This is a genomic window from Acidovorax temperans, assembly GCF_028596105.1.
Lineage (GTDB): Bacteria > Pseudomonadota > Gammaproteobacteria > Burkholderiales > Burkholderiaceae_C > Acidovorax > Acidovorax temperans.
On record NZ_CP117193.1, the window covers coordinates 605,689 to 627,486 of the forward strand.

At 67.8% G+C, this 21,798-nt stretch carries 18 protein-coding genes and 1 pseudogene; 4 read left to right on the forward strand and 15 right to left on the reverse strand.

Annotation, left to right across the window (positions count from 1 at the left end; all coding sequences use genetic code 11):
• Window positions 1–41 precede the first annotated feature (41 nt).
• From PQV96_RS02825 to PQV96_RS02835, 3 genes are all read right to left on the reverse strand, one after another.
• Window positions 42–2,267: a protein-disulfide reductase DsbD family protein gene (locus PQV96_RS02825; RefSeq protein WP_273624493.1), complete on the reverse strand. Its 2,226-nt coding sequence runs from the start codon at window positions 2,265–2,267 to the stop codon at window positions 42–44.
• A 235-nt stretch (window positions 2,268–2,502) separates the two neighbouring features.
• Window positions 2,503–6,312 (reverse strand): DUF748 domain-containing protein, encoded by a 3,810-nt coding sequence (locus PQV96_RS02830; RefSeq protein WP_273624494.1) that lies wholly within the window; start codon window positions 6,310–6,312, stop codon window positions 2,503–2,505.
• 146 nt (window positions 6,313–6,458) lie between these two features.
• Entirely contained in the window at window positions 6,459–7,211 is a 753-nt protein-coding gene (locus PQV96_RS02835) for an alanyl-tRNA editing protein (protein WP_207373410.1), read from the reverse strand.
• A gap of 34 nt (window positions 7,212–7,245) precedes the next feature.
• On the opposite strand from PQV96_RS02835, the gene PQV96_RS02840 reads away from it, so the two are divergent.
• On the forward strand, window positions 7,246–8,103 hold the full coding sequence (locus PQV96_RS02840) for a creatininase family protein (protein ID WP_420482201.1): 858 nt from the start codon (window positions 7,246–7,248) through the stop codon (window positions 8,101–8,103).
• Between the two features lie 97 nt (window positions 8,104–8,200).
• Here the strand turns inward: PQV96_RS02840 and PQV96_RS02845 are convergent, their stop codons facing one another.
• From PQV96_RS02845 to PQV96_RS02855, 3 genes are read right to left on the reverse strand one after another with little or no spacing between them, the layout of a single operon-like run.
• Window positions 8,201–8,713: a hypothetical protein gene (locus tag PQV96_RS02845; RefSeq protein WP_207373411.1), complete on the reverse strand. Its 513-nt coding sequence runs from the start codon at window positions 8,711–8,713 to the stop codon at window positions 8,201–8,203.
• A gap of 52 nt (window positions 8,714–8,765) precedes the next feature.
• Window positions 8,766–10,100, reverse strand: a complete 1,335-nt coding sequence (locus PQV96_RS02850) for a sulfatase family protein (RefSeq protein ID WP_273624495.1) — start codon at window positions 10,098–10,100, stop codon at window positions 8,766–8,768.
• Between the two features lie 13 nt (window positions 10,101–10,113).
• The gene (locus PQV96_RS02855; protein WP_420482181.1) at window positions 10,114–11,127 is read right to left on the reverse strand and encodes a Bug family tripartite tricarboxylate transporter substrate binding protein; all 1,014 of its coding nucleotides are present in this window, start codon (window positions 11,125–11,127) and stop codon (window positions 10,114–10,116) included.
• 112 nt (window positions 11,128–11,239) lie between these two features.
• Between PQV96_RS02855 and PQV96_RS02860 the strand changes: the two genes are divergently transcribed.
• Complete coding sequence (locus tag PQV96_RS02860) at window positions 11,240–11,761, forward strand: MarR family winged helix-turn-helix transcriptional regulator (protein ID WP_066789113.1); 522 nt, start codon at window positions 11,240–11,242, stop codon at window positions 11,759–11,761.
• Here the strand turns inward: PQV96_RS02860 and PQV96_RS02865 are convergent, their stop codons facing one another.
• A complete protein-coding gene (locus tag PQV96_RS02865) occupies window positions 11,762–12,433 on the reverse strand; it encodes a histidine phosphatase family protein (protein WP_142083314.1) in 672 nt (223 codons plus the stop codon).
• 84 nt (window positions 12,434–12,517) lie between these two features.
• On the opposite strand from PQV96_RS02865, the pseudogene PQV96_RS02870 reads away from it, so the two are divergent.
• Window positions 12,518–12,814: pseudogene (locus PQV96_RS02870) on the forward strand (DUF2846 domain-containing protein); the annotation flags it as partial.
• A gap of 159 nt (window positions 12,815–12,973) precedes the next feature.
• Here the strand turns inward: PQV96_RS02870 and PQV96_RS02875 are convergent.
• From PQV96_RS02875 to PQV96_RS02910, 8 genes are all read right to left on the reverse strand, one after another.
• Entirely contained in the window at window positions 12,974–13,963 is a 990-nt protein-coding gene (locus PQV96_RS02875) for a threonine dehydratase (protein ID WP_273624497.1), read from the reverse strand.
• Window positions 13,960–14,688 carry a VOC family protein gene (locus PQV96_RS02880; RefSeq protein WP_273624498.1) on the reverse strand — a complete coding sequence of 243 codons (729 nt, stop codon included), beginning with the start codon at window positions 14,686–14,688 and terminating at the stop codon, window positions 13,960–13,962. The genes PQV96_RS02875 and PQV96_RS02880 overlap by 4 nt, the downstream gene beginning before the upstream one ends.
• Window positions 14,685–15,587 carry a PhzF family phenazine biosynthesis protein gene (locus tag PQV96_RS02885; RefSeq protein ID WP_273624500.1) on the reverse strand — a complete coding sequence of 301 codons (903 nt, stop codon included), beginning with the start codon at window positions 15,585–15,587 and terminating at the stop codon, window positions 14,685–14,687. The genes PQV96_RS02880 and PQV96_RS02885 overlap by 4 nt, the downstream gene beginning before the upstream one ends.
• Window positions 15,588–15,738: 151 nt before the next feature.
• Window positions 15,739–16,605 carry a PhzF family phenazine biosynthesis protein gene (locus PQV96_RS02890; RefSeq protein ID WP_273624501.1) on the reverse strand — a complete coding sequence of 289 codons (867 nt, stop codon included), beginning with the start codon at window positions 16,603–16,605 and terminating at the stop codon, window positions 15,739–15,741.
• A 40-nt stretch (window positions 16,606–16,645) separates the two neighbouring features.
• A complete protein-coding gene (locus tag PQV96_RS02895; protein WP_273624502.1) occupies window positions 16,646–17,272 on the reverse strand; it encodes a glutathione S-transferase family protein in 627 nt (208 codons plus the stop codon).
• A gap of 6 nt (window positions 17,273–17,278) precedes the next feature.
• On the reverse strand, window positions 17,279–18,460 hold the full coding sequence (locus tag PQV96_RS02900; protein WP_273624503.1) for an aminotransferase-like domain-containing protein: 1,182 nt from the start codon (window positions 18,458–18,460) through the stop codon (window positions 17,279–17,281).
• A gap of 48 nt (window positions 18,461–18,508) precedes the next feature.
• Window positions 18,509–19,414 carry a DMT family transporter gene (locus tag PQV96_RS02905; RefSeq protein ID WP_066693192.1) on the reverse strand — a complete coding sequence of 302 codons (906 nt, stop codon included), beginning with the start codon at window positions 19,412–19,414 and terminating at the stop codon, window positions 18,509–18,511.
• Window positions 19,411–20,025: a LysE family translocator gene (locus PQV96_RS02910; RefSeq protein ID WP_273624504.1), complete on the reverse strand. Its 615-nt coding sequence runs from the start codon at window positions 20,023–20,025 to the stop codon at window positions 19,411–19,413. Before PQV96_RS02910 ends, PQV96_RS02905 begins: the two co-directional genes overlap by 4 nt.
• 156 nt (window positions 20,026–20,181) lie before the next feature.
• Between PQV96_RS02910 and PQV96_RS02915 the strand changes: the two genes are divergently transcribed.
• On the forward strand, window positions 20,182–21,663 hold the full coding sequence (locus PQV96_RS02915) for an aminotransferase-like domain-containing protein (protein WP_066693186.1): 1,482 nt from the start codon (window positions 20,182–20,184) through the stop codon (window positions 21,661–21,663).
• Window positions 21,664–21,798 lie beyond the last annotated feature (135 nt).

Sequence of the window (21,798 nt, forward strand, 5' to 3'; positions counted from 1 at the left end):
TGGAGGAAAGATGCCGCAGTCGTCCAAAGCATCTTGACCACCTACAACTGCGCAATGGTGCTGCGCACTTCGTCCACGCTCAGCACTTCGGTCAGCACCACCGGGGGCTTGCCTGGGCGGTAGAGCACATACACCGGCACGCCGTTGCGGCCCAGCTGGGCCAGGGCGGCGGTGATGGCCGGGTCGCGGCGGGTCCAGTCGGCACGCAGCAGGGCGACGTTCTTGGCGTGCAGATCGGCCAGCACCTCGGCGTTGGCAAGGGTGGTTTTCTTGTTGTACTGGCAGGTCACGCACCACGCGGCTGTGAAGTCCACAAACACCGGGCGGCCGCTGGCCACCAAGGCCTCTGCAGCGCCGGGGGCCCAGGGCTGCCAGTCTTGTGCGGCGGTGGCTGTGGCGTTGGCTGGGGCTGCCGCCACCTCTGCCATGCGCGTGACATGGGGGCCAAAGGCCCACAGCAGCAAGGCCATGGCCACCGTGGCCACGCTGCCCAGCCAGCGCCGTGCGCGGCCTTGCAAGGCCAGCGACCACGCCAGCAGGCCCAGGCCCACCAGCAAGATCAGCAGGGAGGCCGCGCCATCGATGCCGCTTTGCTGCCCCAGCACCCACACCAGCCACACCACGGTGGCAAACATGGGGAAGGCCATGAAGCGGCGGAAGGTGTCCATCCACGCGCCAGGGCGGGGCAGGGCGCGCGCCACGGCGGGCCACAGGCTGGCGGCCAGATAGGGCAGCGCCAAGCCCAGGCCCAGGGCGGCAAACACCGCCAGCGCCTGCGCGGCAGGCAGTGTGGCCGTGAGGCCCATGGAGGCGCCCATGAACGGCGCCGTGCAAGGCGATGCCACGGCCACAGCGAGCACGCCGGTCAAGAAGCTGTCGGCCACCGGGTGGCGTGCCCGCAGGCTGGCCACGGACGTGGGCAGCATGTTTCCAAACTCAAATACCCCGGCCAGGTTCAGCCCGATGAGGGTGAACAGCCCGGCCAGCGCCGCCACTACGGCGGGTGACTGCAACTGAAAGCCCCAGCCCACCGCCTCGCCCGCAGCCCGCAGGCCCAGCATGAGAGCACCCAGCGCCAGGAACGACAGCACCACCCCGGCGGTGTAGGCCAGGCCGCTGATGCGGTGGGCGCGCCGGTCTTGCGCGTGTCGGGTAAAGCCCACCACCTTGATGGCCAGCACCGGGAACACGCAGGGCATGAGGTTGAGGATGAGCCCTCCCAGCAAGGCGCCCAGCAGTGCGGCGGTGAGGGTGAGGCTGGACGCCCCTGAGGGCGCCGCAGGGGGCAGCCCGCTGCCCGCCAGGGCCGCATTGGCCTTGAGCGCTGCTTCAAGTGCGGGCGACACGCTGGCCTTGGCGGCCGCGGCCGGCCAGGGGCCCTGCACGGTCAGATCGGCCCGGTAGCCGGGGCGTGGGGTGCTGCCTTGCACGCGCTCGGCCAGCACCACGGGCAGGGTGCTGGGGCTGTTGCTGCGTTGCTCGGCCAGCGGGATGCGGGCGGTCCATACGTCGCCCTCCCACCGCTGCGTACCGTCGGCCGCGTTGTGCAGCACTTCCGGCGTTTCGGGGAACAGGTCCAACGTTTTGCCGTGCAGCGCGGCGGGCAGGCCAGCCACGCGCACCTGCAGCGCATCACCATCGACCTGGGCTTGTTGCTGCGCGCTCGGCTTTGCCAGCGGCTGGGGTTGCGCCTTCTGGGCCGCATCAAAGGCAGCGCTGTGCAGCGCGGTGGTGCTCTGGATGGGCAATTGCAGGGTGAAGTGGCCTTCTTCGGGGATGCATTCCTTGCGGCATACCAGCCACGAGGCTTTGAGCTGCACGGTAACGTCCTTGGCCAATGGGCCAGGGGCAAAGGTCTGGGCCACGGTGACTGGCACGGGCAGCAGCACGGTGCCTTCGTAGCCGTAGTTGGCCAGGGTGCCAATGGCGATCTTGTGCGGAACGGGCCAGGCGATGTCGCCCGCATCCAGTCCGGAGGGCAGTTGCCAGGTCAGCTCGGTGGGCAGGCCGGAGTCGCCGGGGTTCTTCCAGTAGGTGTGCCAGTCGGGCTGGTGGGTGATTTGCAAGCCCAGCCACAGCGGCTGGCCCGGGCGCACGCCCTGCGGCGCGTGGGCGACCAGCTCGGCCTGCACATGGGGGGTGGTGACGGTGCTGCCGCCTAGGTTGGCGGGTTTGGGGCCAAATTGGGCGCTAGCGCTTATTCCTAAAGCGCTAGCAGCTATGAAAAAGAGAGTGACTGCAAGGTGGTGGAACAGGCGTGAAGGCATGGTGCAGTGTGGGAGCGGGGGGAACGGGTTTAGTTCCGGCCCCGCCATGGTTTCGATTCTCAATGCGTCATTGTGCTCGGAGCCCCCAAGCCCGTGGAAACTGGCGCGGCGCCAGTACCAGTGCCCCCGCGCAAGGGCCTACGCCGGCCGCGCCGCCCCGCCGCGCCGGGGGCGTCCCCCTCCCGCGCAGCGAGAGAGGGGGAAGGCGCCGTAGGCGACTCAGGGGGTGTGTTGCTCATTGCGTCGCCAGGCTCAACTCTGCCTGGGGTGCACCCTTGGGCACCTGGCTGCCAGTTTTGGGGGCGGCCAGGAAGAGGCGCTCGGCGGGCAGCTTTTGCGCGGCCAGATAGCTCTGGATGGCATGGCCGCGCTGGGCGGCCAGCTCGGCAGCCATGGCTTCGGTGGCGGGCTGGTTGGCCATCAGCAGGGCTTCCATCTCGGGCACCGTCAGGTCTTTGGCAATGCCCACCAAGTTGCGCGGCTTGGGAATGTTGGCGCGGCCGTAGGCGGCTTTGAGCAGCGCGGGGTATTCGTCGGCGGTGACGGGCTCGGTGCCGTCCGGCTGGGCGCGGCGCTTTTCGGCGCGCACCAGTTGCTGCAGGCGTTCGCGCTGCAGGCCTTCACGTTCCGCTTCCAGGTTGGCGGTGCCGGTCACGGTCAGTTTGAGGGCGGGGCGGTCCACCAGGGCCTTGGCCACCTTGCCCAGGTTTTGCTGCGCTTCGGGGCTCAAGGTGGCGCTGCCAGGGGCAAAGGCCACGCTGCTCATTTCTTCACCGCCACCAAAAGCGCTGGCCAGCAGGCTGAAAGGTGAGGTGAGGGCCTTGCCGATGAGGTTGAGGATGATCTTGCCAATCACCGGCCCGATGCGGAACTGCGGGTCGTTCAGCGAGCCGCTGATGGGCAGGTCCAGGTCGATCACGCCGCGCCGGTCGGCCAGCAGTGCGGCTGCCAGGCGCACGGGCAGGCTGTTGGGCGCGCCCGCCACGGGTTCGCCAAAGGTGAGCTGGTTCAGCACGATGCGGTTGCTGGCCGTGAGTTGCCCGTTGGGCAGCACCTTGTAAGCCACGTCCACACTCAGCTTGCCGCGTTCGATGCCGTGGCCTGCGTACTTCACCGAGTAGGGCGAGAGCGGCGGCAGGTCCAGGTCGCGCACCTTGCCCGCAATGTCCAGCGCCAGCGGCTGGGCCAGGGGGTTGAGTTGGCCAGAGACCTCCAGCGAGGCCGAGCCCTCGGCGCGGCCCAGCAGCTTCAGCGCGGCCAGTTGGGGCTCACTACCCGGCGCTTCGGACGAGAACGCCCCCAGCTTGCCCGTCAGCTCGGTCAGGTCGGCCGAGTAATTCGGTTTGATGAAAAAGTCGGAAAACAGCACCTTCCCGTTGACCAGGCTCATGGGGCCAAACTGCACCACGGGCGCCAGCGGGTCGCGCGCAGCGGTTTGCACGGGCTGCGGTGCTGATGCAGCCGAGGCCACTGGCACGGGGGCTGACGCTGCAGCCATGGCGGCCGGTGCCGGTGGGGTTTGCGGCTCGCCTTTGACGATGTCGCGCAGGTTGATGCGCCCGGCTTCGTTGATGGTGATGCGCGCAAAAAAGTCCTGCAGGCTGGTCTCGCCCACCTGCACCTTGGGGGCGGTGCCGGGGGCGGTGGCCACGTTCAGGCCACGCAGGTTCAGGCTCTTCCAGGCCAGCAGCTCCTCGCCTACCTGCGCTTCGGTCATGGGGGTGGATGCTGCAGTGCTGTTGGCCTTGAGTTCTTCAATGGCCGCGTCGCCCGCCAGCTTCAGGCTGGGGCCCTTGTCAGACTGCGCAAACGCCACCTGGCCGCGAAAGCCCACATCTGCGCGCAGCAGTTCAATGGCCAGCTGCTGGGCCAGATAGCCGTCCAGCCCATGCACGGGCAGGCGGGTAGCGTCCAGCTTGCCCTGGGTGGCCAGCGGCTGCAGGGCCAGCGTGCCCTGGTAGTCGATCTTGCCGGCCACACTCTTGGCGTTGCCCTTGCCTGCCGCCGCGCGGGCGCTCAGTGTGAACGCGCCGGGCTTGCCACTGTCGGTGGCCAGATTCTTGGCGCTCACGTCCAGGGCCGATACCTCTAGTGCCACAGGGCGGGGCTGGGCGTTGTCGGCAAAGGCCACAGCGCCGCCTTGCAGGGCCAACTCACCCACGCGCACCACCCAGGGGGCGGCGGTCTGACTCGTTGCCGTTGTCTCGCTCGGTGTGGACGGGGTTTTGGTCCAGCGCTCAAACATCCAGCGCCCGTCACTGCCGCGCTCCACGGCCAGTTTGGGGGTGTTCAGGCTCAGCGATTCCAGCGTGACGGTGCGCTTGTCCAGCGGCACCTGCAGGCCCTTGACTTCCAGCTTGCTCAGGCTTGCCAGGGGGGTGTTGCCCTGGCGCAGGGCCAGTTGGTCCAGCGACAGCGGGCCGGCGGTCACTGTCAGGCCCGTGGCGTTTTTGTCTGCGGGTGGGGCTTGCCACTGCACGCCCAGGGTGCCGGTGAGCTGGCCGGCCACCGCGGGCTCCAGGTACTGCGCCACATACGGTGCCGCCAGTTGCAGCGCCAGCGCTTCGGTGGTGATTTGCACCTGCGCCTTTTGGGTGGTGGCTTCGCCTTCAAACGCCAGCTTGCCTTCAGGAGCCGCAGGTGTGTCTGCCTTCGCGGCCACCACTTTGGCTGCACCCGCCTTGGCTTTGCCTGTCTGCCGGGTGGGGGGCACGGCGGCATTGGTTGCATTGGCATCGGGCAACACCAGGGCGCCCTTGAAGGCAACGGGCTTTTGCAGCGGCAAGGCCAGGTTGGTGAGTTCCAGGCCCAGGCTGCGTGCCTGCAAGGCTGCCGCGGGCTGGGTGGTCTGGTCAGCCCAGTGCACCGTGCCATCGCGCACGCTGGCGCGCGCCACGCTCACCGCCCACGGCGCGGCGGCGTTGGTGGATGGCTTGGCGGGTTGCGAGGCGACTTCCTTCGGGGGCGACGCGGGCGCTGGGCCACCGGCCAGTTGTGCCAGGTTCAGCCGCCCTGCGGCGTCGCGCTGGGCGTGCAGCACGGGCTTGAGCAGTTCTACCTGGGTCAGGTCCACCACCTGCTCCAGCGGGCGCACATCGGCCATGTCCACCGTCAGGCGCTCAAAGGCCAGCAGGTCCTGGCCTTCGCGGTCGGTCATCTTCACATCGCGGGTCTGCACTTGGCCCGAGAGCTTCACAGCCAAACGCGGTGTCTGCTCAAAAGCCAGCTTCACGTCCACGTCCAGCGTGGCGGCCTTGAGCTGAATGGGCAGGCTGGCGGGCAGGTAGCCCAGGTAGGGCGTCAGGTCCAGGTCGTCCCAGCGGATGTGGGCGTCGGCATGCCGGGTTTGCGCAAAGGGCGTACTTTGGGCCGACGAGTCAAAACGGCTGCCTTCCAGCGTGAAGGCCAGCCGGGGCTCCACGCGCACTTCTTTCTTGCCGGCCAGCGTGCTGATGAAGGGCACCGAGAGCAGCACGTCTTGTACCGAATGCGTCTTGCCCACAGCGTTGTCGGTGAAGTCCACGCGCCCGCCCTGCAGCAGCAGGTTGTACAGCGCCAGCCGTGCGGGCTCGGTCGATGGGGGTGTTTCTGGTGCGTCCTTGGGGGCCGCCAGCTTGGCAATCACGTCGTCCACGTCGTAACGGCCCTGGCCCAGGTGGGTGATGCGCAGCACGGGCGATTCCACCGTGAAGGCGTCCACCACCGGCGCCAGGCGCAGCAGCGACTGCAGTTCGGCGTCCACATACACGCGCCCGATGGTCAGCTGCGCAGGCGCTCCGTTGGCGCCCGCCACAGCCAAGTCGCGCAGGGTGAGCTCCAGCGACCAGGGTTTGAAATCGAGCGAGCCCACGGTGACGGTGCGGCCCAGTTGCTCGCTGGCCATGCGCTCCAGCGGCCCCTTGACCAGGGCGGGCACGGAAAGCCACGACAGGGCCCATACCCCCAGCAATGCGGCCAGCGCGCGTGTAGCGGGCTTGAACCAACGGCTTTGCCGCAGGCGGGTGAGTTGGGGGTCGGCGAGCAGGGCGCGCAGGGGGGCTGGCATGGCAGGTCAGAACAAAAAAGTGGGCTGGGGCGCGGCACACCACCGTGGGTGCCGGCCCGTTGCAGGGTTCAACGCGGCAGGGTACTCAAAGGTAACAGGGGCAGGCCCGGCCTTCGGCTTTCAAGGTATCCAGATGTTGATCGTGCTCAGCGGGCAAAGCCCAGAACCACCCTGCGGGTGGTTGCGCTTTTCTTCTCAATCTTGGTCACCACCACCGCGCCGATCTCCGCTGTGTTGGCCACATGCGTGCCGCCGCAGGGCTGCAGGTCGATCAATGGCGCGTCGCCTTCGCCGCCGATCCGAATGGTGCGGATGCGCCCCGTGCCCCGGGGCGGCTGCACGCTCATGCTCTTGACCAGGTTGGGGTTGGCATCCAGCTCCTCATCGCTGATCGACGCCACCGTGAGCGGATGGGCCGCTGCCACCAGCGTGGCAATAGCGGCGGTGAGTTGCTCCTTGTCCAGCGGGTCGGTCATCGCAAAGTCCAGCCGCGCGTAGTCCGGCGTGATGGAGCAGCCATTGACCAGCTGCGGCACCACATGGCACAGCAGGTGGCTGGTGGTGTGCAGCCGCATTATGCGGTGGCGGCGCTCCCAGTCGATGCGGGCGGAGGCGGCGGTGCCGGGTGTCAGCGTGGCCAGCAGGGCTTCCTGGCCAGGCGCAGGCACATGCACGATGTCGCTGGTGGCATTGCCCTCGGCGTCCTTGCGTTTGCGGGTGTCGGCAATGGTGATCTGCGTGCCGTCAGCCAGCACCAGTACGCCACTGTCGCCCGCCTGGCCACCGCCCAGCGGGTAGAACACCGTGCGGTCCAGCACGATGCCGGCATCGGTCACGGCGGTGATGTGGGCGCTGCATTCGCGCAGGTAGGCGTCTTGGCGGAAGAGGTCGTCGGTCATGCCCGCCATGGTAGCTGGCCGCCGCCCCGCTACCATGGCGGGCATGACTTCTGCCGCACCCCTGCCGCCGCTGCCGTCCCGCTTCTGGGCCGATCTTTCCACCCGCGACTTTGCTGCGCTGCAATGCACCGGCCAGGCCGCGCAGGTGGTGGCGGTGCTGCCCGTGGCGGCGGTGGAGCAGCACGGCCCGCACCTGCCGCTGTCGGTGGACGCCACGTTGCTGCAAGGTGTGATCGATGCGGCCCTGCCGCACCTGGGGGCCGATGTGCCTGCGCTGTTCTTGCCGCCGCAAAACATTGGCCTGAGCACCGAGCATGCAAACTTCCCCGGCACGCTCACCCTCTCTCCCGCCACGGTGATCGCCCTGTGGACCGAGCTGGGCGCCTGCGTGGCGCGGGCGGGGGTGAAGAAGCTGCTGATCTTCAACAGCCACGGTGGCAATGTAGCGGTGATGGACATCGTGGCCCGCGAGCTGCGCCAGCGCCACGGCCTGCTGGTGTACAGCGCCAGCTGGTTCAGCCTGCCCCAGCCGCCCGAGGTGCAGGGCCTGTTCAGCGCGCAAGAGCACCGCTTTGGCATCCACGCGGGCGACATTGAAACGTCGATGATGCTGCACCTGGCGCCCGGCACCGTGCACATGGAGCACGCACAGAACTTCCGCTCCACCTCACAAGACCGGTCCGAGCGCTTTGCCATCCTGGGCAACGGCAAAAGCGCCAAGATGGGTTGGGCCATCGAGGACTATCACCCAAGCGGCGCTGTGGGCCAGGCCGATGCGGCTACGGCAGACAAAGGCCGGGCCGTGGTGCAGGCGGCGGGCGCGGCCCTGGCGGCGCTGCTGGCCGAGGTGGCGGCGTTGCCGCTGGAGACGGTGCGAGTCGCTGGGGTATGAATCAAATAGGCTGCTAGCGCTTTGCTGTAAAGCGCTAGCAGCTATTTATTTGATAGCAAGTGGTTGTGGCGGTCGCTGCGAGTCAAAGCACTCTGATTCAGCCCAGCTCCACCCATTCCACGCCCCAGTGGTGCAGCCCTTCCCGGAGGATCAACAGCGCGGCCGCCCATTCCGCGCGCTGGGGCAGGGCGGTATCAGGGACGCCAGGGCGGTGAATCTGGTCGGACAGGCGATTGAACAGGTTCTCCACGGCCTGCCGTGACAGTCGGGCGGGTGGTGTGTGCAGCGTCACGCCTGCAGCCTCTGCAATCTCGCGCAGCAATGGGCTGCGCGTGTGCAGGGTGAACGGCGGGACTATGCCTGCAGGGGGCTTTGCCAGCCAGCGGCCGGCTGGCATGACGGCGTCTTCTACCGTGGCGATGGCGTTTTCCAGCGACAGCGGCGTGGGCATGCGCAGGCCAAACGCCTGGGCCACGGTCTGCCAACCCAGGGCCACGCTGTATGGCGCGGTGTTGCCGGACGCAGGGGCTGCCGTTGGCATCCAGTAAAGCGCCAGCTGGTCAGGCTCCAGGCGAAGTTCGATGGAAGGCGGGGGCGGGTCGTTGTGCATGCCCCGGTTGTACACCGTGCGGGGCCATTCGCATGGTGGCCCCGTCAGCGGCTCAGCGCTGCGGCATGTCTTTGACCCCATAACCCAGGCTCACCGTGGCATCGGCAGGGATGGGCGGCATGGTGGCTTCCCACGCCTCCCACGCCTGCACCATGGCCGCCAGGCGCTCGGGGGCAATGGGGGCCAGGTTGGCGCGCTCGCGTTCGTCGCCTTCCAGGTGAAAGAGGTAGTCGTGCCCGTCCACGCGCAGGTACTTCCAGGGGCCGTGGCGCAGGGCGCGCTGGCCCCGGTGGTTCATGCGCCAGAACAGGGGCTGCTCGTCGTGCCAGGTGGCGTCGCGCAGCAGAGGCATGAGGGAGCGGCCATCCAGCGGGTGGCTGGCGGCGGCGGGCGCGCCTGCGGCGTCGAGCATCGTGGCGCTCCAGTCCATGGTCATGCAGGTTTGCGTGCTGATGCCGCCGGGCGCGATCACGGCGGGCCAGTGGGCGATCCAGGGCACGCGGATGCCGCCTTCGGTCAGGTCCATCTTGCCGCCCACCAGGGGCCAGTTGTCCGAGAAGCGTTCGCCGCCGTTGTCGCTGGTGAACACGACCAGCGTGTCGCGCTCCAGCCCCTCGGCGCGCAGCAGGTCCATCAGGCGGCCAATGCCTTCGTCCATGTGGTGGATCATGCGGCGATAGGTGTCGATGTTGCCGCCGTGCAGGTGGAACAGGTTGCCCTTCACCTCCTGCGCCAGAGCTTCGTCGTCGCGGGTTTCCCATGGCCAGTGGGGCGCGGTGTAGTGCAAGCTCAAGAAGAATGGCGTGCCGCTGCGTGCACCCCCCGCCATGCGGCGCACAAAGTCCAGCCCGTGGTCGGTGATCAGGTCGGTGAGGTACCCGTCTTCCTGCTGCTCGGCGTCGTTCAGGTACAGGTCGTGCTGGCCGGTGGAGCTGCAGTGGGTGAAGTAGTCCACCCCGCCCGACATGGGGCCAAAGAACTCGTCATAGCCCGAACGCAGCGGGCTGAACGCGGGCGGATAGCCCAGGTGCCACTTGCCCATCAGCGCCGTGCGGTAACCTGCATCGCGCAGCAGCGAGGGCAGGGTGGGGTGCTCGGGCGGCAAGCCTAGCGTGGTGCTGCCCCGGCTCTTGCTGTTGATGGGTTCTTCGGCTGCGCCGCGCAGGCGGTACTGGTAGCGGCCGGTCATCAGCGCAAATCGGGTGGGTGAGCACACGGGCGAGTTGGAATAGCCCTGGGTGAGCTTGAGGCCCTGGGCGGCAAGGCCATCGAGCACGGGCGAGACAGGGCCAAAGCTCGCGTCCCGGCCGCCGTAGCAGCCCAGGTCGGCATAGCCCAGGTCATCGGCCACGATGAAGACGATGTTGGGGCGTGTGGGGTGGGTCATACCGTCCGCGTCCTCAAGGCTTGAAGCCGGAGCGCTGCACCACCGGCGCCCACTGTGCCTTGTAGGCCTTCAGTGTCGCTTCAGTCTGCGCGCGGCTGGCGGCCACGGGCTCCAGCTTGGTGGCTTCAAACTTGCGGCGCGTGTCTGGGTCCTTCATCACTTCATGGATGAGCTGCGACAGGCGCTCCACCTGCGCGGCAGGCATGCTGGCCGGGGCAAAGAAAGTGTTCCAGCCGGTGGCCACCAGGTCCAGACCGGCCTCCTTGAAGGTGGGCACGTTCGGCGCCAGCGGGCTGCGCTTGGCGCTGGAGACAGCCAGGATGCGCACCTTGCCCGCGTCGTGCTGGGGCAGCAGGCTGTCCAGGGTGTCGAAAGCCACTGGCACCTGGCCGCCGACCAAATCCGTGGTCAGCGGGGCAGAGCCGCGGTAGCCCACGATTTCAGCGCGCACCTGGGCGGCATCGCCCACCATCAGGCCAAAGAAGTGCGGAAGGCTGCCGGTGGCTGGCACGCCGAAGTTGGCTTTTTCCGGGTTGGCGCGCAACCAGGCGAGCAGGTGGGGCAGCTCCTTCACCGGCACGGCGCTGCCCACGGCCACGCCAAACTCGTAGCTGTTCACATGGCTCACGGCGCGGAAGTCGCGCTCGGCGTCGTAGCCCGCGTCGGGGAACACCAGCGGTGCCACCACCATCACGGCAGGGTTGGCCAGCAGCAGCGCGGGTTGGTTGGCGGGCGCGGCCTTCACATACTGGGCAGAGAGGCGACCACCCGCCCCCGCCTTGTTCTCGACGATGACCGGGCTGCCCAGCTTGGCCTGCAGCTTGTCGGCCACGATGCGCGCGACGCGGTCGCTGGAGCCACCGGGCGGGTAGCCCACCACCAGGCGCAGGGTCGCATCGGCCGCAGCGCTGGCGGATTGGGCATGGGCGCCGGGCGTGACTAGCATCAATGTGGCGGCCAGGCCGAGCGCCGTGGCCAGCAGGGGGCGCCTGGCAAGGTGACGTGTGCGGGGGATGGGGTGGGACATGGTGGGCTCCTGGGTGGCGTGGCCGGTAATGATGGAAGTCAAGCGTGCATCGTGGCACTCTAGGGGCCTGACAATCGATTGTTCAAATCAACAACTTTCCGGGTTTGCACTGATGACCGATGCCTCCCGTCTGCGCGATCCGCAGGCTGCCAGTGACCTGCTGATGTACCGGCTGAACAAGCTGATGGCGGTGTCCGGCAGCCTGGTTATCCGCCTGTGCGAGGGCGGTTACGGCATCACCCGCCGCGAGTGGGGGCTGCTGATGTGGCTGGCGCGCCACCCAGACCTGCCGCCCGCTGAGCTGGCCCGCTTGCTGGGGCTGGACCGGGCCCGCACCTCGCGCGCCATTACGTCCTTGCAGGACAAAAGGCTCATTACCCGCGAACCCCTGCCCGGCGATAAACGCCAGGCGCGCCTGCGGCTCACCCCTGAGGGGTTGGCGGTGTACGAGGCAGTGTTCCCCCAGGTCAAACAGCTCAACCAGGCGTTGCTGCGGGGGTTGCCCACCGAAGCGGTGGAAGTGCTGGACCAAGCCCTGACCCTGCTGCAAGCCAATGCCGATGCCCTGCAGGCAGAGAACGCCCATCTGCCGCGCACCTACCGCATGCGGGGTGGGCGGCGCAGGGGCGGGTGATCAGGCGTGGGTGATGAGGGGCGCGTGCTCCACCTCGTTCAGGTGGGGCAGGGTGTTGAAGGTTTGCAGCATCAACCGCTTGGGCGAGATGGAGAACTCTGTCACCGCGCTGTTGCGGATGCGCATGTTCAGCGCAATCGTCACCTCCGGCGCCGTGCCCAGCACCTCGCCCACGGCCGTCGAGATGGGGCCGCCACTGCTCACCAGCAGCACGTTCTGACCAGCGTGGTGGTGGCGCACATGGTCCAGCACGGCGCGCACACCGCCTGAAAACTCTTCCCAGCTGGGCATGCCCTGGGGGCTGATGACGCCCGCCATCCACTGCGCGAGCGCATCGCACAGGATGCGGAAGTGAGCTCGGTAGCGCTCGGGCGTGTCGGCAGGGCCCAGGGGCTGGGGGTGGATGGCCGAGATCAGCGCGTGGCTGTCGTATTCATTCAGGCCGGGCCAGCGGGTCACTTCGGGCATCGTCTGCAGGCCTTGGGCAATGCCCTGCAGGGTTTCGGTGTGGCGGCGCAGGGTGCCGGTCATCACCGCGTCAAACGCCATGCCCCGCCCGCGCCAGTACTCGCCCAGGCGCACCGCCTGCTCATGTCCGCGAGGGCTGAGCACGTCGTAATCATCAGCGCCAAACGAGGCCTGGCCGTGGCGCACGAGGTAGAGGGTTCCCATGGGGGGGATTTTGAAAACAAACCCTTCCACTGCTTGTCACTGGAGCGACTGAAAACACGGATGCCTGGCTGCGCTTCGGTCAATATGGCTTCCAAAGAGCAGTCGGCCAAGGCCAAAGAATTCCAACTGCCTCCCGAAGGCCAAACTGGCGCTTACCTGTATCGCAACAGCGTGCTCGGTAAGGCTCTGAGCAAGGATTTGCGGATTGACGGCAATTGCGTGAGCGTCAGCGCACCCGATGTGTTTTTCTACACGCAGGTCGACGGCGGCAAGACGCGCCCCGTGGAGACCGAATCCGAGTTCTCTCCCAACAAGCTCGAACTCTTTTTTGAGTCAGGCAAAAATTACCTCATTCGCCGGTTCATCAAAGTAGGTTTGATGGTGGGTGGCGCCGACCTGGAGCAGGTGACTGAAGCGCAAGGCAAGGCGGACAATGCCGCCCGCCAGTCAAGTGACTGCCATGCTGCTGCGATGACGGCGCAAGCCAAATCAAAAGGGGGCTATGCGTCGTTTTTTTGTTGCCAGCTCTTCGTGACTTGCTCAATGGCCCGTTCGCAGGGTTTGCGCGAAAACCGACGCATCCACGTTGCCCCCCGTCAACGCCAGGCCCACGGTTTTGCCGTGGAGCAACTCTCGCTCTTGCAGTGCCGCAGCCAGCGCTGCAGCGCCCGCCCCTTCGGCCACGTTGTGGGTGTCGGTGAACAGTGCCTGCATGGCGGCGGCCACTTCGGCGTCGCTTACCTGCACGATGTGGTCGATGTGCGGGGCCAGCACGGCCAGGGCTTCGGGGTCTGCCACGCGGCAGGCCATGCCGTCGGCAAGCTGGGTGGTGACGGGTGCCTCGACCACGCGGCCTGCGGCCAGCGAATCGGCATAGGTGGTGGCGTGGCTGCTGACCACGCCGACCACGCGCACGGGGTGCTTGAGCGCCAGCTTGGCCGCTATGGCCGAGCATGCGCCCGAGCCCTGGCCGATGGGCACGTACACCACGTCGAGCTGCGGCACGGCGCGCAAAAATTCCCACCAGTAGGTGCTCACGCCGCGCAGCAGGTCAGGGTGAAAGCTGGGCACCATGTGGGCGCCACGCTGCTGTGCCAAGTGCATGGCGTGCTCGCGCGCTTCCTGAAAATCGTCGCCGTGCTCGATGAGCGTGACGCCCAGCGCGCGCATGGCGGCGTTCTTCTCAATGGAGTTGCCACGCGGCACGACGATGGTGCATGCCACGCCGTGGCGGCGCGCCGCCCAGCCCATGCTCTGGCCGTGGTTGCCGCGTGTGGCGCTGATCACTTCCTGGGGCAAGCGACCACGCTGCGCGAGCTGGTCAAAGTAGGTCAGGCCGCCGCGGATCTTGAAGGCGCCCACGGGCGTGTGGTTCTCGTGCTTGAGCCAGCAGTCAGTACCCAGGCGCTGGCTGAGTAGGCCCCAGCGGTACTGGGGCGTGGCGGCAAAGTCGCGGTACACCACCTGGGCAGCGGCTTCGATGTCGGCCAGGGTGGGCAGCAAGGGGGATGGGTCGATGCGGGCGTTCATGCGGCAGCTTTCTGGGGAATGGATGACGACAGGGTGACGGGACCCTGCGGTGTGGTGAGTTGTGCGCTGAGCTGGGGCACATCGCCTGCGGTAACGGCGACATGGTGTGCCACCCCGATGGCCTCACACGCCGCGCTCAGGGTGGCCGCCTGCGGGTGCTGCAGCGTGAGCTGCTGCAGTTGCACACCGCTCGCAGGCAGGCTATCGCAGGGGTGTGTGGCGCCCCACTGGATGAGCGTGGGCAGGCAGCCGTCCAGCAGGCGCAGGCCGTCTTCGCGCACGGTGATCTGCCACTGCAGCAGGCCATTCGGCGTGGGGCGGCTGGCGGTGATGATGGTGCCACGCTCAATGCTCAGTGCTGTCAGCGCGGCATGGCTGGCGGCCACATCAGGCACGCTGGCCACCCAGTGGATGAGCTGCGGACCGTGCTGCGCCACCTGTTGCTGCAGCGTTGCATCATCCATATCAAACCAGCGTCTAGCGCCCGCTGGTAAAGCACTGGCAGCTACTGAATTAATAGCAATAATTTCAAGGTAGGCGCGGGGGTGGCCAGGGCTGCTGATGTTGAAAATGCGGTTGTGCGTGCCCATCAGCGGGTGCTCGCCACCTGCCGTGGGGGTGATGCCCAGCGTGCGCTGGCACCAGTCCACGCCGCCCGCCAGGTCAGCCGCAAACACCACGAGGTGGTCCACGCAGGGGCCTTGTGCGGTGGTGGTCTCTTTCACAGCAGCACCTCGCCCGCCATGCAGGTCACGCTGTGGCCGCCCACCCAGATGGTGTCGCCCTCTTGCTGCACATGCACACGCCCCGCGCGGCCCAGGCAGGTGCCCTGGCTGGCCACGTACTGCGCGGGGGCCAGGCCCGCGCCGATGAGCCACTGGGCCAGTGCGGCGTTCAGGCTGCCGGTCACGGGGTCTTCGGCCAGACCGTTGTTGCCAGGGAAGAAGGCGCGCACTTCAAACGCGATGCCGTCCGCATCGCTGCGGCCCACCACGCCCACCTTGCCACGCGGTGCGGAGGCTCCGCTTCCTGCTGCAGGCCCCACCACGCCCACGTCCAGCCCGGCGAGGATGGCAGCGTCTGGCTTGAGCGCCAGCACCTGCGAGCTGCTTGCCAGCAGAACGGCGCGCCAGCCGGGGCCGTTGTCGCACCAGGCGTGCTGCACGATGTCTTCCCGCGCCACGCCCAGGCCGCGTGCAATCAGGGCCACGTCGGCCTCGTCCAGCGGGCCGCTGCGGCGCAGCGGTGGCGCGGCAAATGCCAGCAGATCGCCCTGCTGGCGGATGTTGACCAGGCCCACGCCGCATTCCTGCACGATGCGGCCCGCCACTTGCGGCTGGCCGCCCGCCTCCAGCCAGGCGTGGCAGGTGCCCAGCGTGGGGTGTCCGGCAAAGGGCAGTTCGCCAGCGGGGTAGAAGATGCGCACGCGGTAGTCGGCGCCAGCGGCGCGGCCCTCGGGCGTGGGGGGCAGCACAAAGGTGGCCTCAGACAGGTTGGTCCAGCGGGTGAACTGCTGCATCTCTTCGGTGGAGAGACCGGTGCCGTCCAGCACCACGGCCAGGGGGTTGCCACGGTAGGCGGTGGCAGTGAACACATCAACTTGCTGGAAGGGGCGGTGGTGCATGGGGAAAACTCCTGGAAAAAACGGAAAGCGGCGCACGCCAGGGGCTGGCCTGCTGTTGAGCGGGGGCCATGCCAAGGGTTGTGGGCGGGGCCAAGGCCCCGTGGGTCTCACCCGCTGGGGGGAGCGTTCAGTGTGTTGATTGGGACAGACGTCACAGCAGCGCAGTCCCTTCGATGCAGGTCACGGTGTGGCCGCCCACCCAGACCTGCCCCTGGGCATCCTGGCGGATGTACACCCGGCCAGCCCGGCCCAGGCATTCGCCTTGCGCCACCAGGTAGCGGGTGGGGGCCAGGTCTTCGGCAATCAGCCACTGCGCCAGGCTGGCGTTGAGGCTGCCAGTCACCGGGTCTTCCGGGTTGCCCATGGGGGCGGCGAAGGCGCGCACCACAGCGCCGGGGCGTTCGGGGTTGGCACCTGCGTCGGGGGCGATGTGGATCACGCCCACGTCCTGACCCAGGTCTTTGAGGCGGGCATGGTCGGGCGTGAGGCCGAGCACGGTGTCAGCGCTGTCCAGCAGCAGGCCCAGCCACACGGGGCCGTTGTCCAGCAACTGGGTGGCCCGGATCTGGTGGGGCCGCAACCCCAGCGCGCTGGCCACCAGCGGCACCAGTGCCGGGCTGGGCTTGCTGCATTGCAATGGCGGTGCGGCAAAGGCCAGACTGCCGCCCTGGTGTTCAATTTGCACCAGGCCCTGTGCAGACTCTTGCACCACCAGGCCGGGCACACGCGGTGTGTGGCCTTGCTGCAGCCAGGCGCGGCAGGTGCCCAGCGTGGGGTGGCCGGCAAAGGGCAACTCGCCCCTGGGCGAAAAGATGCGCAGCCGGTAGTCGGCCCCGGCCGCATGGCCCGCTGCCGTGGGCGGCATCAGAAAGGTGGTTTCCGACAAGTTGGTCCAGGCGGCAAAGCGGCGCATGTCGGCGTCGCTCAGGCCCTGCGCGTCCAGCACCACGGCCACCGGGTTGCCGAAGCCGGGGTGGTGGCTGAAGACGTCGATCTGGCGAAAAGGACGTTGCTGCATGAGAGGCTCCGTTCACCGTGGGCGTGGTGGCTACGACAGCTTACGCCAGAGGCTGGTCCAGCACCCCTCTGGCACCGGGGCGGGTGCTGACGGTGCGGTACCAGCGCTCCAGCGCCGGGCGCGCGGGGCGTTCCTGCGGCAGCCCCCACCAGCGGTGCATTTCGCAGCCGATGGGAATGTCTGCCATGGTGAAGTGCTCACCCGCCATGAAGGGCGAGCGGGCCAGGTGCTGCTCCAGCAGGTCCAGCAGGGGCTCGGTGGCGGCCACCGACGCCGCAATCAGCGCGCTGTTACGCTGCGCGGCCGGTGTGCGTATCCACTGGATGAAGGCATCGCGCCCTGTGGGGTTCAGCGTGGTCTGCTGCCAGTCCATCCACTGCTCGGCCACAAAGCGGGCCGGCAGTTCCTCAGGGTAGAGCTTGCCTGCCGAATGCCTTGCGCACAGGTAGCGCACGATGGCGTTGGATTCCCACAGCACCAGGCCGGTGTCGTCGTCTTCCATCAGTGGCACCAGTCCGTTGGGGTTGCGCTGCAGGTAGGCCGCTTCGCGCACCAGGCCGAACTGGCCGCCTGCATCGGTGCGCTGCAGGGGCAGCCCCAGCTCTTGCGCGGCCCACACCACCTTGCGCACATTGATGGACGACAGGCGACCCCAAAGCCTCAGCATGCTCGATCAGCCCTTGTGCTCACGGATCGCAGCAGCCAGCGCGGCGATGCCGGTGGCGATCTGCTCGACCGTCGAAGTCACGAACGACAGGCGCAGCGTGCGCTGGTCGGCGTTGTCGGCATAGAACGCGGCGCCGGGCACAAAGGCCACGTTGCGCTCCACCGCCTTGGGCAGCAGCTCGATGGCGCTCATGCCTTCCGGCAGGCGCACCCACAGGAACATGCCGCCATCGGGGCGGTTCCAGTGCACGCCCAGGCCGTGCATTTCCTTGTCGAGCGCGGCCAGCATGGCTTCGCATTGCGACTTGTACAGCGCGCGGATGGTGGGCACATGGCGGTCCAGGAAGTTGCCCTTCATCACCTCGGCCACCAGGCGCTGGTTGTAGCCGGGGGTGTGCAGGTCGGCTGCCTGCTTGGCTTGCAGCAGCTTGGGGTACACGGCCTTGGGTGCCACGATGTAGCCCAGGCGCAGGCCAGGGGCCAGCACCTTGGAGAACGAGCCCATGTAGATGCAGCCCTCGGGGTTGCGGGCCGTGAGCGGCGCGGGCGGCGGGTTGTCAAACCACAGGTCGCCGTAGGGGTTGTCTTCCACCAGCGGCAGGTTCAGCTCGGCAGCGGCTTTCACCAGCTCGGCGCGGCGTGCGTCGCTCATGGTGCGGCCGGTGGGGTTCTGAAAGTTGGGCAGCACGTACAGGAAGCGTGCCTTGTCGGCGCCGGTGCCCACCTTGGCCTTCAGGTCGTCGATCAGCACGCCTTCATCATCGCTGGCCACCGCCACCACGGTGGGCTCCATGGGCGTGAACGCCTGCAGGGCGCCTAGGTAGGTGGGCGTTTCAACCAGCACGCGGCTGCTTTCGTCGATCAGCACCTTGGCGATCAGGTCCAGCGCCTGCTGTGAGCCGGTGGTGATCAGGATCTGTTCGGGGTCTACGTTCCAGGGCAGGAAGTCGGCAATCGCCTGGCGCAGGGGCGCAAAGCCTTCGCTGGCGGCGTACTGCAGGGCGGCGGGGCCATCGTTGGCCAGCACGGCGGCCGAGGCTTCGGCAAACGCCGATACGGGGAAGGTCTTGGGCGAGGGCAGGCCGCCCGCCAGACTGATGATGCCGGGTTTCTCGGTGACCTTGAGGATCTCGCGAATCACCGAGGGGTTCATCTTCTCGGCGCGGCGGGCCAGGGTCCAGTTCGTCATGTCATTGATCTCCAGGTAGGTGTTGTATGCAATGGTATCGGGGCCATGTCAGGAGAACCGCTTGCCCGCCACCACGGTGGCGACAACGGCGACGGCAAAGCCCAGGGTGACCAGGTCGAGCGACTCGCCCAGCAGCACGGCGGCGGCCAGGATGGAAAGAAAGGGCTGCAGCAGCTGCGTCTGGCTCACGCGCAGGGCGCCGCCCAGGGCCAGCCCCCGGTACCAGGCGAAGAAGCCGGCCCACATCGAGAACACGCCCACATACAGAAAGCCACCCCAGGCCGAGGGCGCCACGGGATGGCTGGGCCACAGCCACAGCGTGGCGGGCAGGGAGACGGGCAGCGCCATCAGGCACACCCAGCAGATCACGCGCTCGGCCCCCAGCGCGGGTGTGATGCGTGCGCCGTGGATGTAGCCCACGGACGCCGCCACCACTGCGCCGACCAGCAGCGCATCCGCCGCCTCCAGGCTGAACAGGCCGTGGCCCTGCTGCCAGCCGCGCAGCAGCGAGAACGCCACCACCAGCAGGCTGCCCAGCACCGCGAAGAGCCAGAACCCCAGGCGCGCACGCTGGTGCAGCACCAACGCGGCCACGGCCGCCGTCACCAGCGGCAGCAGCGCCGTTACCACGGCCGCGTGGCTGGCCGTGACGCTGCGCAGCGCAAACGCCAGTAGCAGCGGGTAGCCCAGCGCATTGCCCAGCACGGCCCAGCCCAGGTGCCGCCACTGCTGCGGCTGAGGGCGCGGCGAGCGCGTGGCCAGCAGAAACACCGCCGACAGCAGCCCCGCCAGCGCGGCGCGGCCCACGGTGACGAACCAGGGCGAGAGCTGGGGTTGCTCTGACGTGCCGGTGGCCAGGCGCGTGGCGGGCAGGGTGACGGCGAAGATCGCCACGCCCAGCACGCCGAGCCACAGGCCCAGGGTGCGGTCGCGGTGCGAGGAGGGCGTGTTCATAGAGTCAGCATCCAGACAGCGGTGGCCACCAGCACCAGCGCCAGGGTGCGGTTGAACCACAGCAGGCGAGCACCCTGCGACAGCCACTGGCGCAGCAGGGAGCCCAGCAGCGCATAGACAAAGTTGCTGCTGAAGGCAAACGCCACCATCACGCAGCAGATGATGGCCAGGCGCTCACCCGGGTTGGTGGCCGGCTGCCCGGCTGCGTTGACCACCCAGCCCGCGCTGAGCGTGAGGGCCAGCATCCAGGCCTTGATGTTCACGAACTGCAGGCCCACGCCTTGCCAGAAGGTCACCTGCAGGCGGCTGCCGTCCACCTCGGCAAGCTGCCCGGCGCGGCTGAGCTTCCAGGCCAGCCACAGCATGTAGGCCACGCCCATCAGCGTGACCGTCCAGCGCAGCGCGGGAACGCCGGTGATGAGGGCCCCCAGGCCCAGGCCGCTGCCCAGCATCAGCAGCGTCCAGCCCGTGGGCACGGCCAGGCAAAAGCGCAGGGCGCGCTTCAGGCCCAGGTTGGCGGCCAGCGCGGTGGACAAGGTGGTGTTGGGCCCCGGCGAAAAGCTCATGGCGGTGCAAAACAGCAAAAGGGCGGTGAGTTCGGCGGTGCTCATGCAATAGGCGGTGCGGGCGGGTGTTGCGCGGGAGTATGGCTGTCCAATGTAATCGGATGTACCGATACACTACCCATACAGTTCAGCAGCGCAGTATGCAAACTGTATTGTTGGCTGTGCCAGTACACGGCACAGCGCCTTGCCCGGAGACCCGCCATGTTGATGAAGTCGTCCACCCAGTCGCTGACCGAGCAGTTGTCGGAGCGCTTTGCCGAGCGCATCCGCAATCGGCTGCTGGCCCCGGGCGCACGCCTGCCGTCGGTGCGCCAGTGCGCTCAGCAAAACGGCGTGAGCCCGTCCACCGTGGTGGCGGCCTATGACCAGCTGCTGGCGCTGGGGCTGGTGGAGGCCCGCAAGAACCGGGGCTTCTTCGTGCGCGACAGCGGCGGCGCGGACACCGCCGCCGGGGCCGATGCCCGCACCGCGGACCCGACCCTGGAAAACGCAGCCCCCAACTGGAGCACCGCCCACTGGTTTGCGGCGCGCGCCGCCGGGCGCGCGGGGCGGGGCGTGTCGCCCGTCAACGCCACGGCGCTCATCCGCGGCATGTTCCACAAGATCAGCGACAAGCCGCAGCCCGGCATGGGCGTGTTTCCGTCCGAGTGGCTGGAGTCCACCTTCATGCCTGCTGCGGTGCGCAAGGTCACCAACTCGCGCAGCCTGCAAGATTTTTCGCTGCAGTACGGCGAGCCGCTGGGCGATGCGCACCTGCGCCGCCTGCTGGCCAAAAAACTCTCCACCCTCAATGTGCACACGGTGCCCGAGCACATCATCACCACCGTGGGGGCCACCCACGCGCTCGACATCGTGAGCCGCACCCTGCTGCGCCCTGGTGACCCGGTGATGGTGGAGGAGCCTGGCTGGGCGGTGGAGTTTGCGCGGCTGGCGGCCCTCGGTATGCGCATCCTGCCCGTGCCGCGTCGCGCTGACGGGCCAGACCTGGAGGTGATGGCACGCTACTGCGAAGTGCACCAGCCCAAGCTGTACGTGAGCGTGAGCGTGTTCCACAACCCCACGGGCTACTGCCTCAGCCCGGGCAGCGCCCACCGCGTGCTGCAGTTGGCCAACCAGCACAACTTCCACGTGGTGGAGGACGACACCTACAGCCACATCGCGCCAGAGCACGCCACGCGCCTCACGGCGCTCGATGGTCTGCAGCGCACCATCTATGTGAGCGGGTTCGCGAAGATTCTTGCCCCCAACTGGCGCATTGGTTACCTGGCGGCCCCGCCGAATCTGGTGGAGCCCCTGCTCGACACCAAGCTGCTGGCCACTCTCACCACCCCTGCCTTGCTGGAAAAAGCCTTGGCCCTGTGCATTGAGCAAGGGCAGCTGCGCCGCCATGCCGAGCGCATCCGTACCCGGCTGGATGCCGCCCGGTCACGCAGCGTCAAGCTGGCGCTGCAAGCCGGCTGCACTTTTGCGGCAGAGCCGGTGGGCCTGTTCGGCTGGGTCGATACGGGCGTGGACACTGATGCCCTGGCCCAGCGCATGCTGGACGAGGGCTACTTGCTGGCCCCCGGCGCGCTGTTCCATGCCGAGCGCAAACCCAGCACGCTTATGCGCATCAACTTTGCCACCACGCAGGAAGCGGCCTTCTGGCAAATCTTCCAGCAGGTGGTGGCAGCGATGAAGTGAGCGGCTGAGCGCAGAGCCGCGAAACAGGCGCTTGGCGCGCGGATGGCCGTCGCCTCGGTGCCTTTTGTAGGCTTTCTCGCCACCCAGGTGCGGTTTTTTTGAACAAAACACCCTTGCAGCGCTTTATTTATAAGC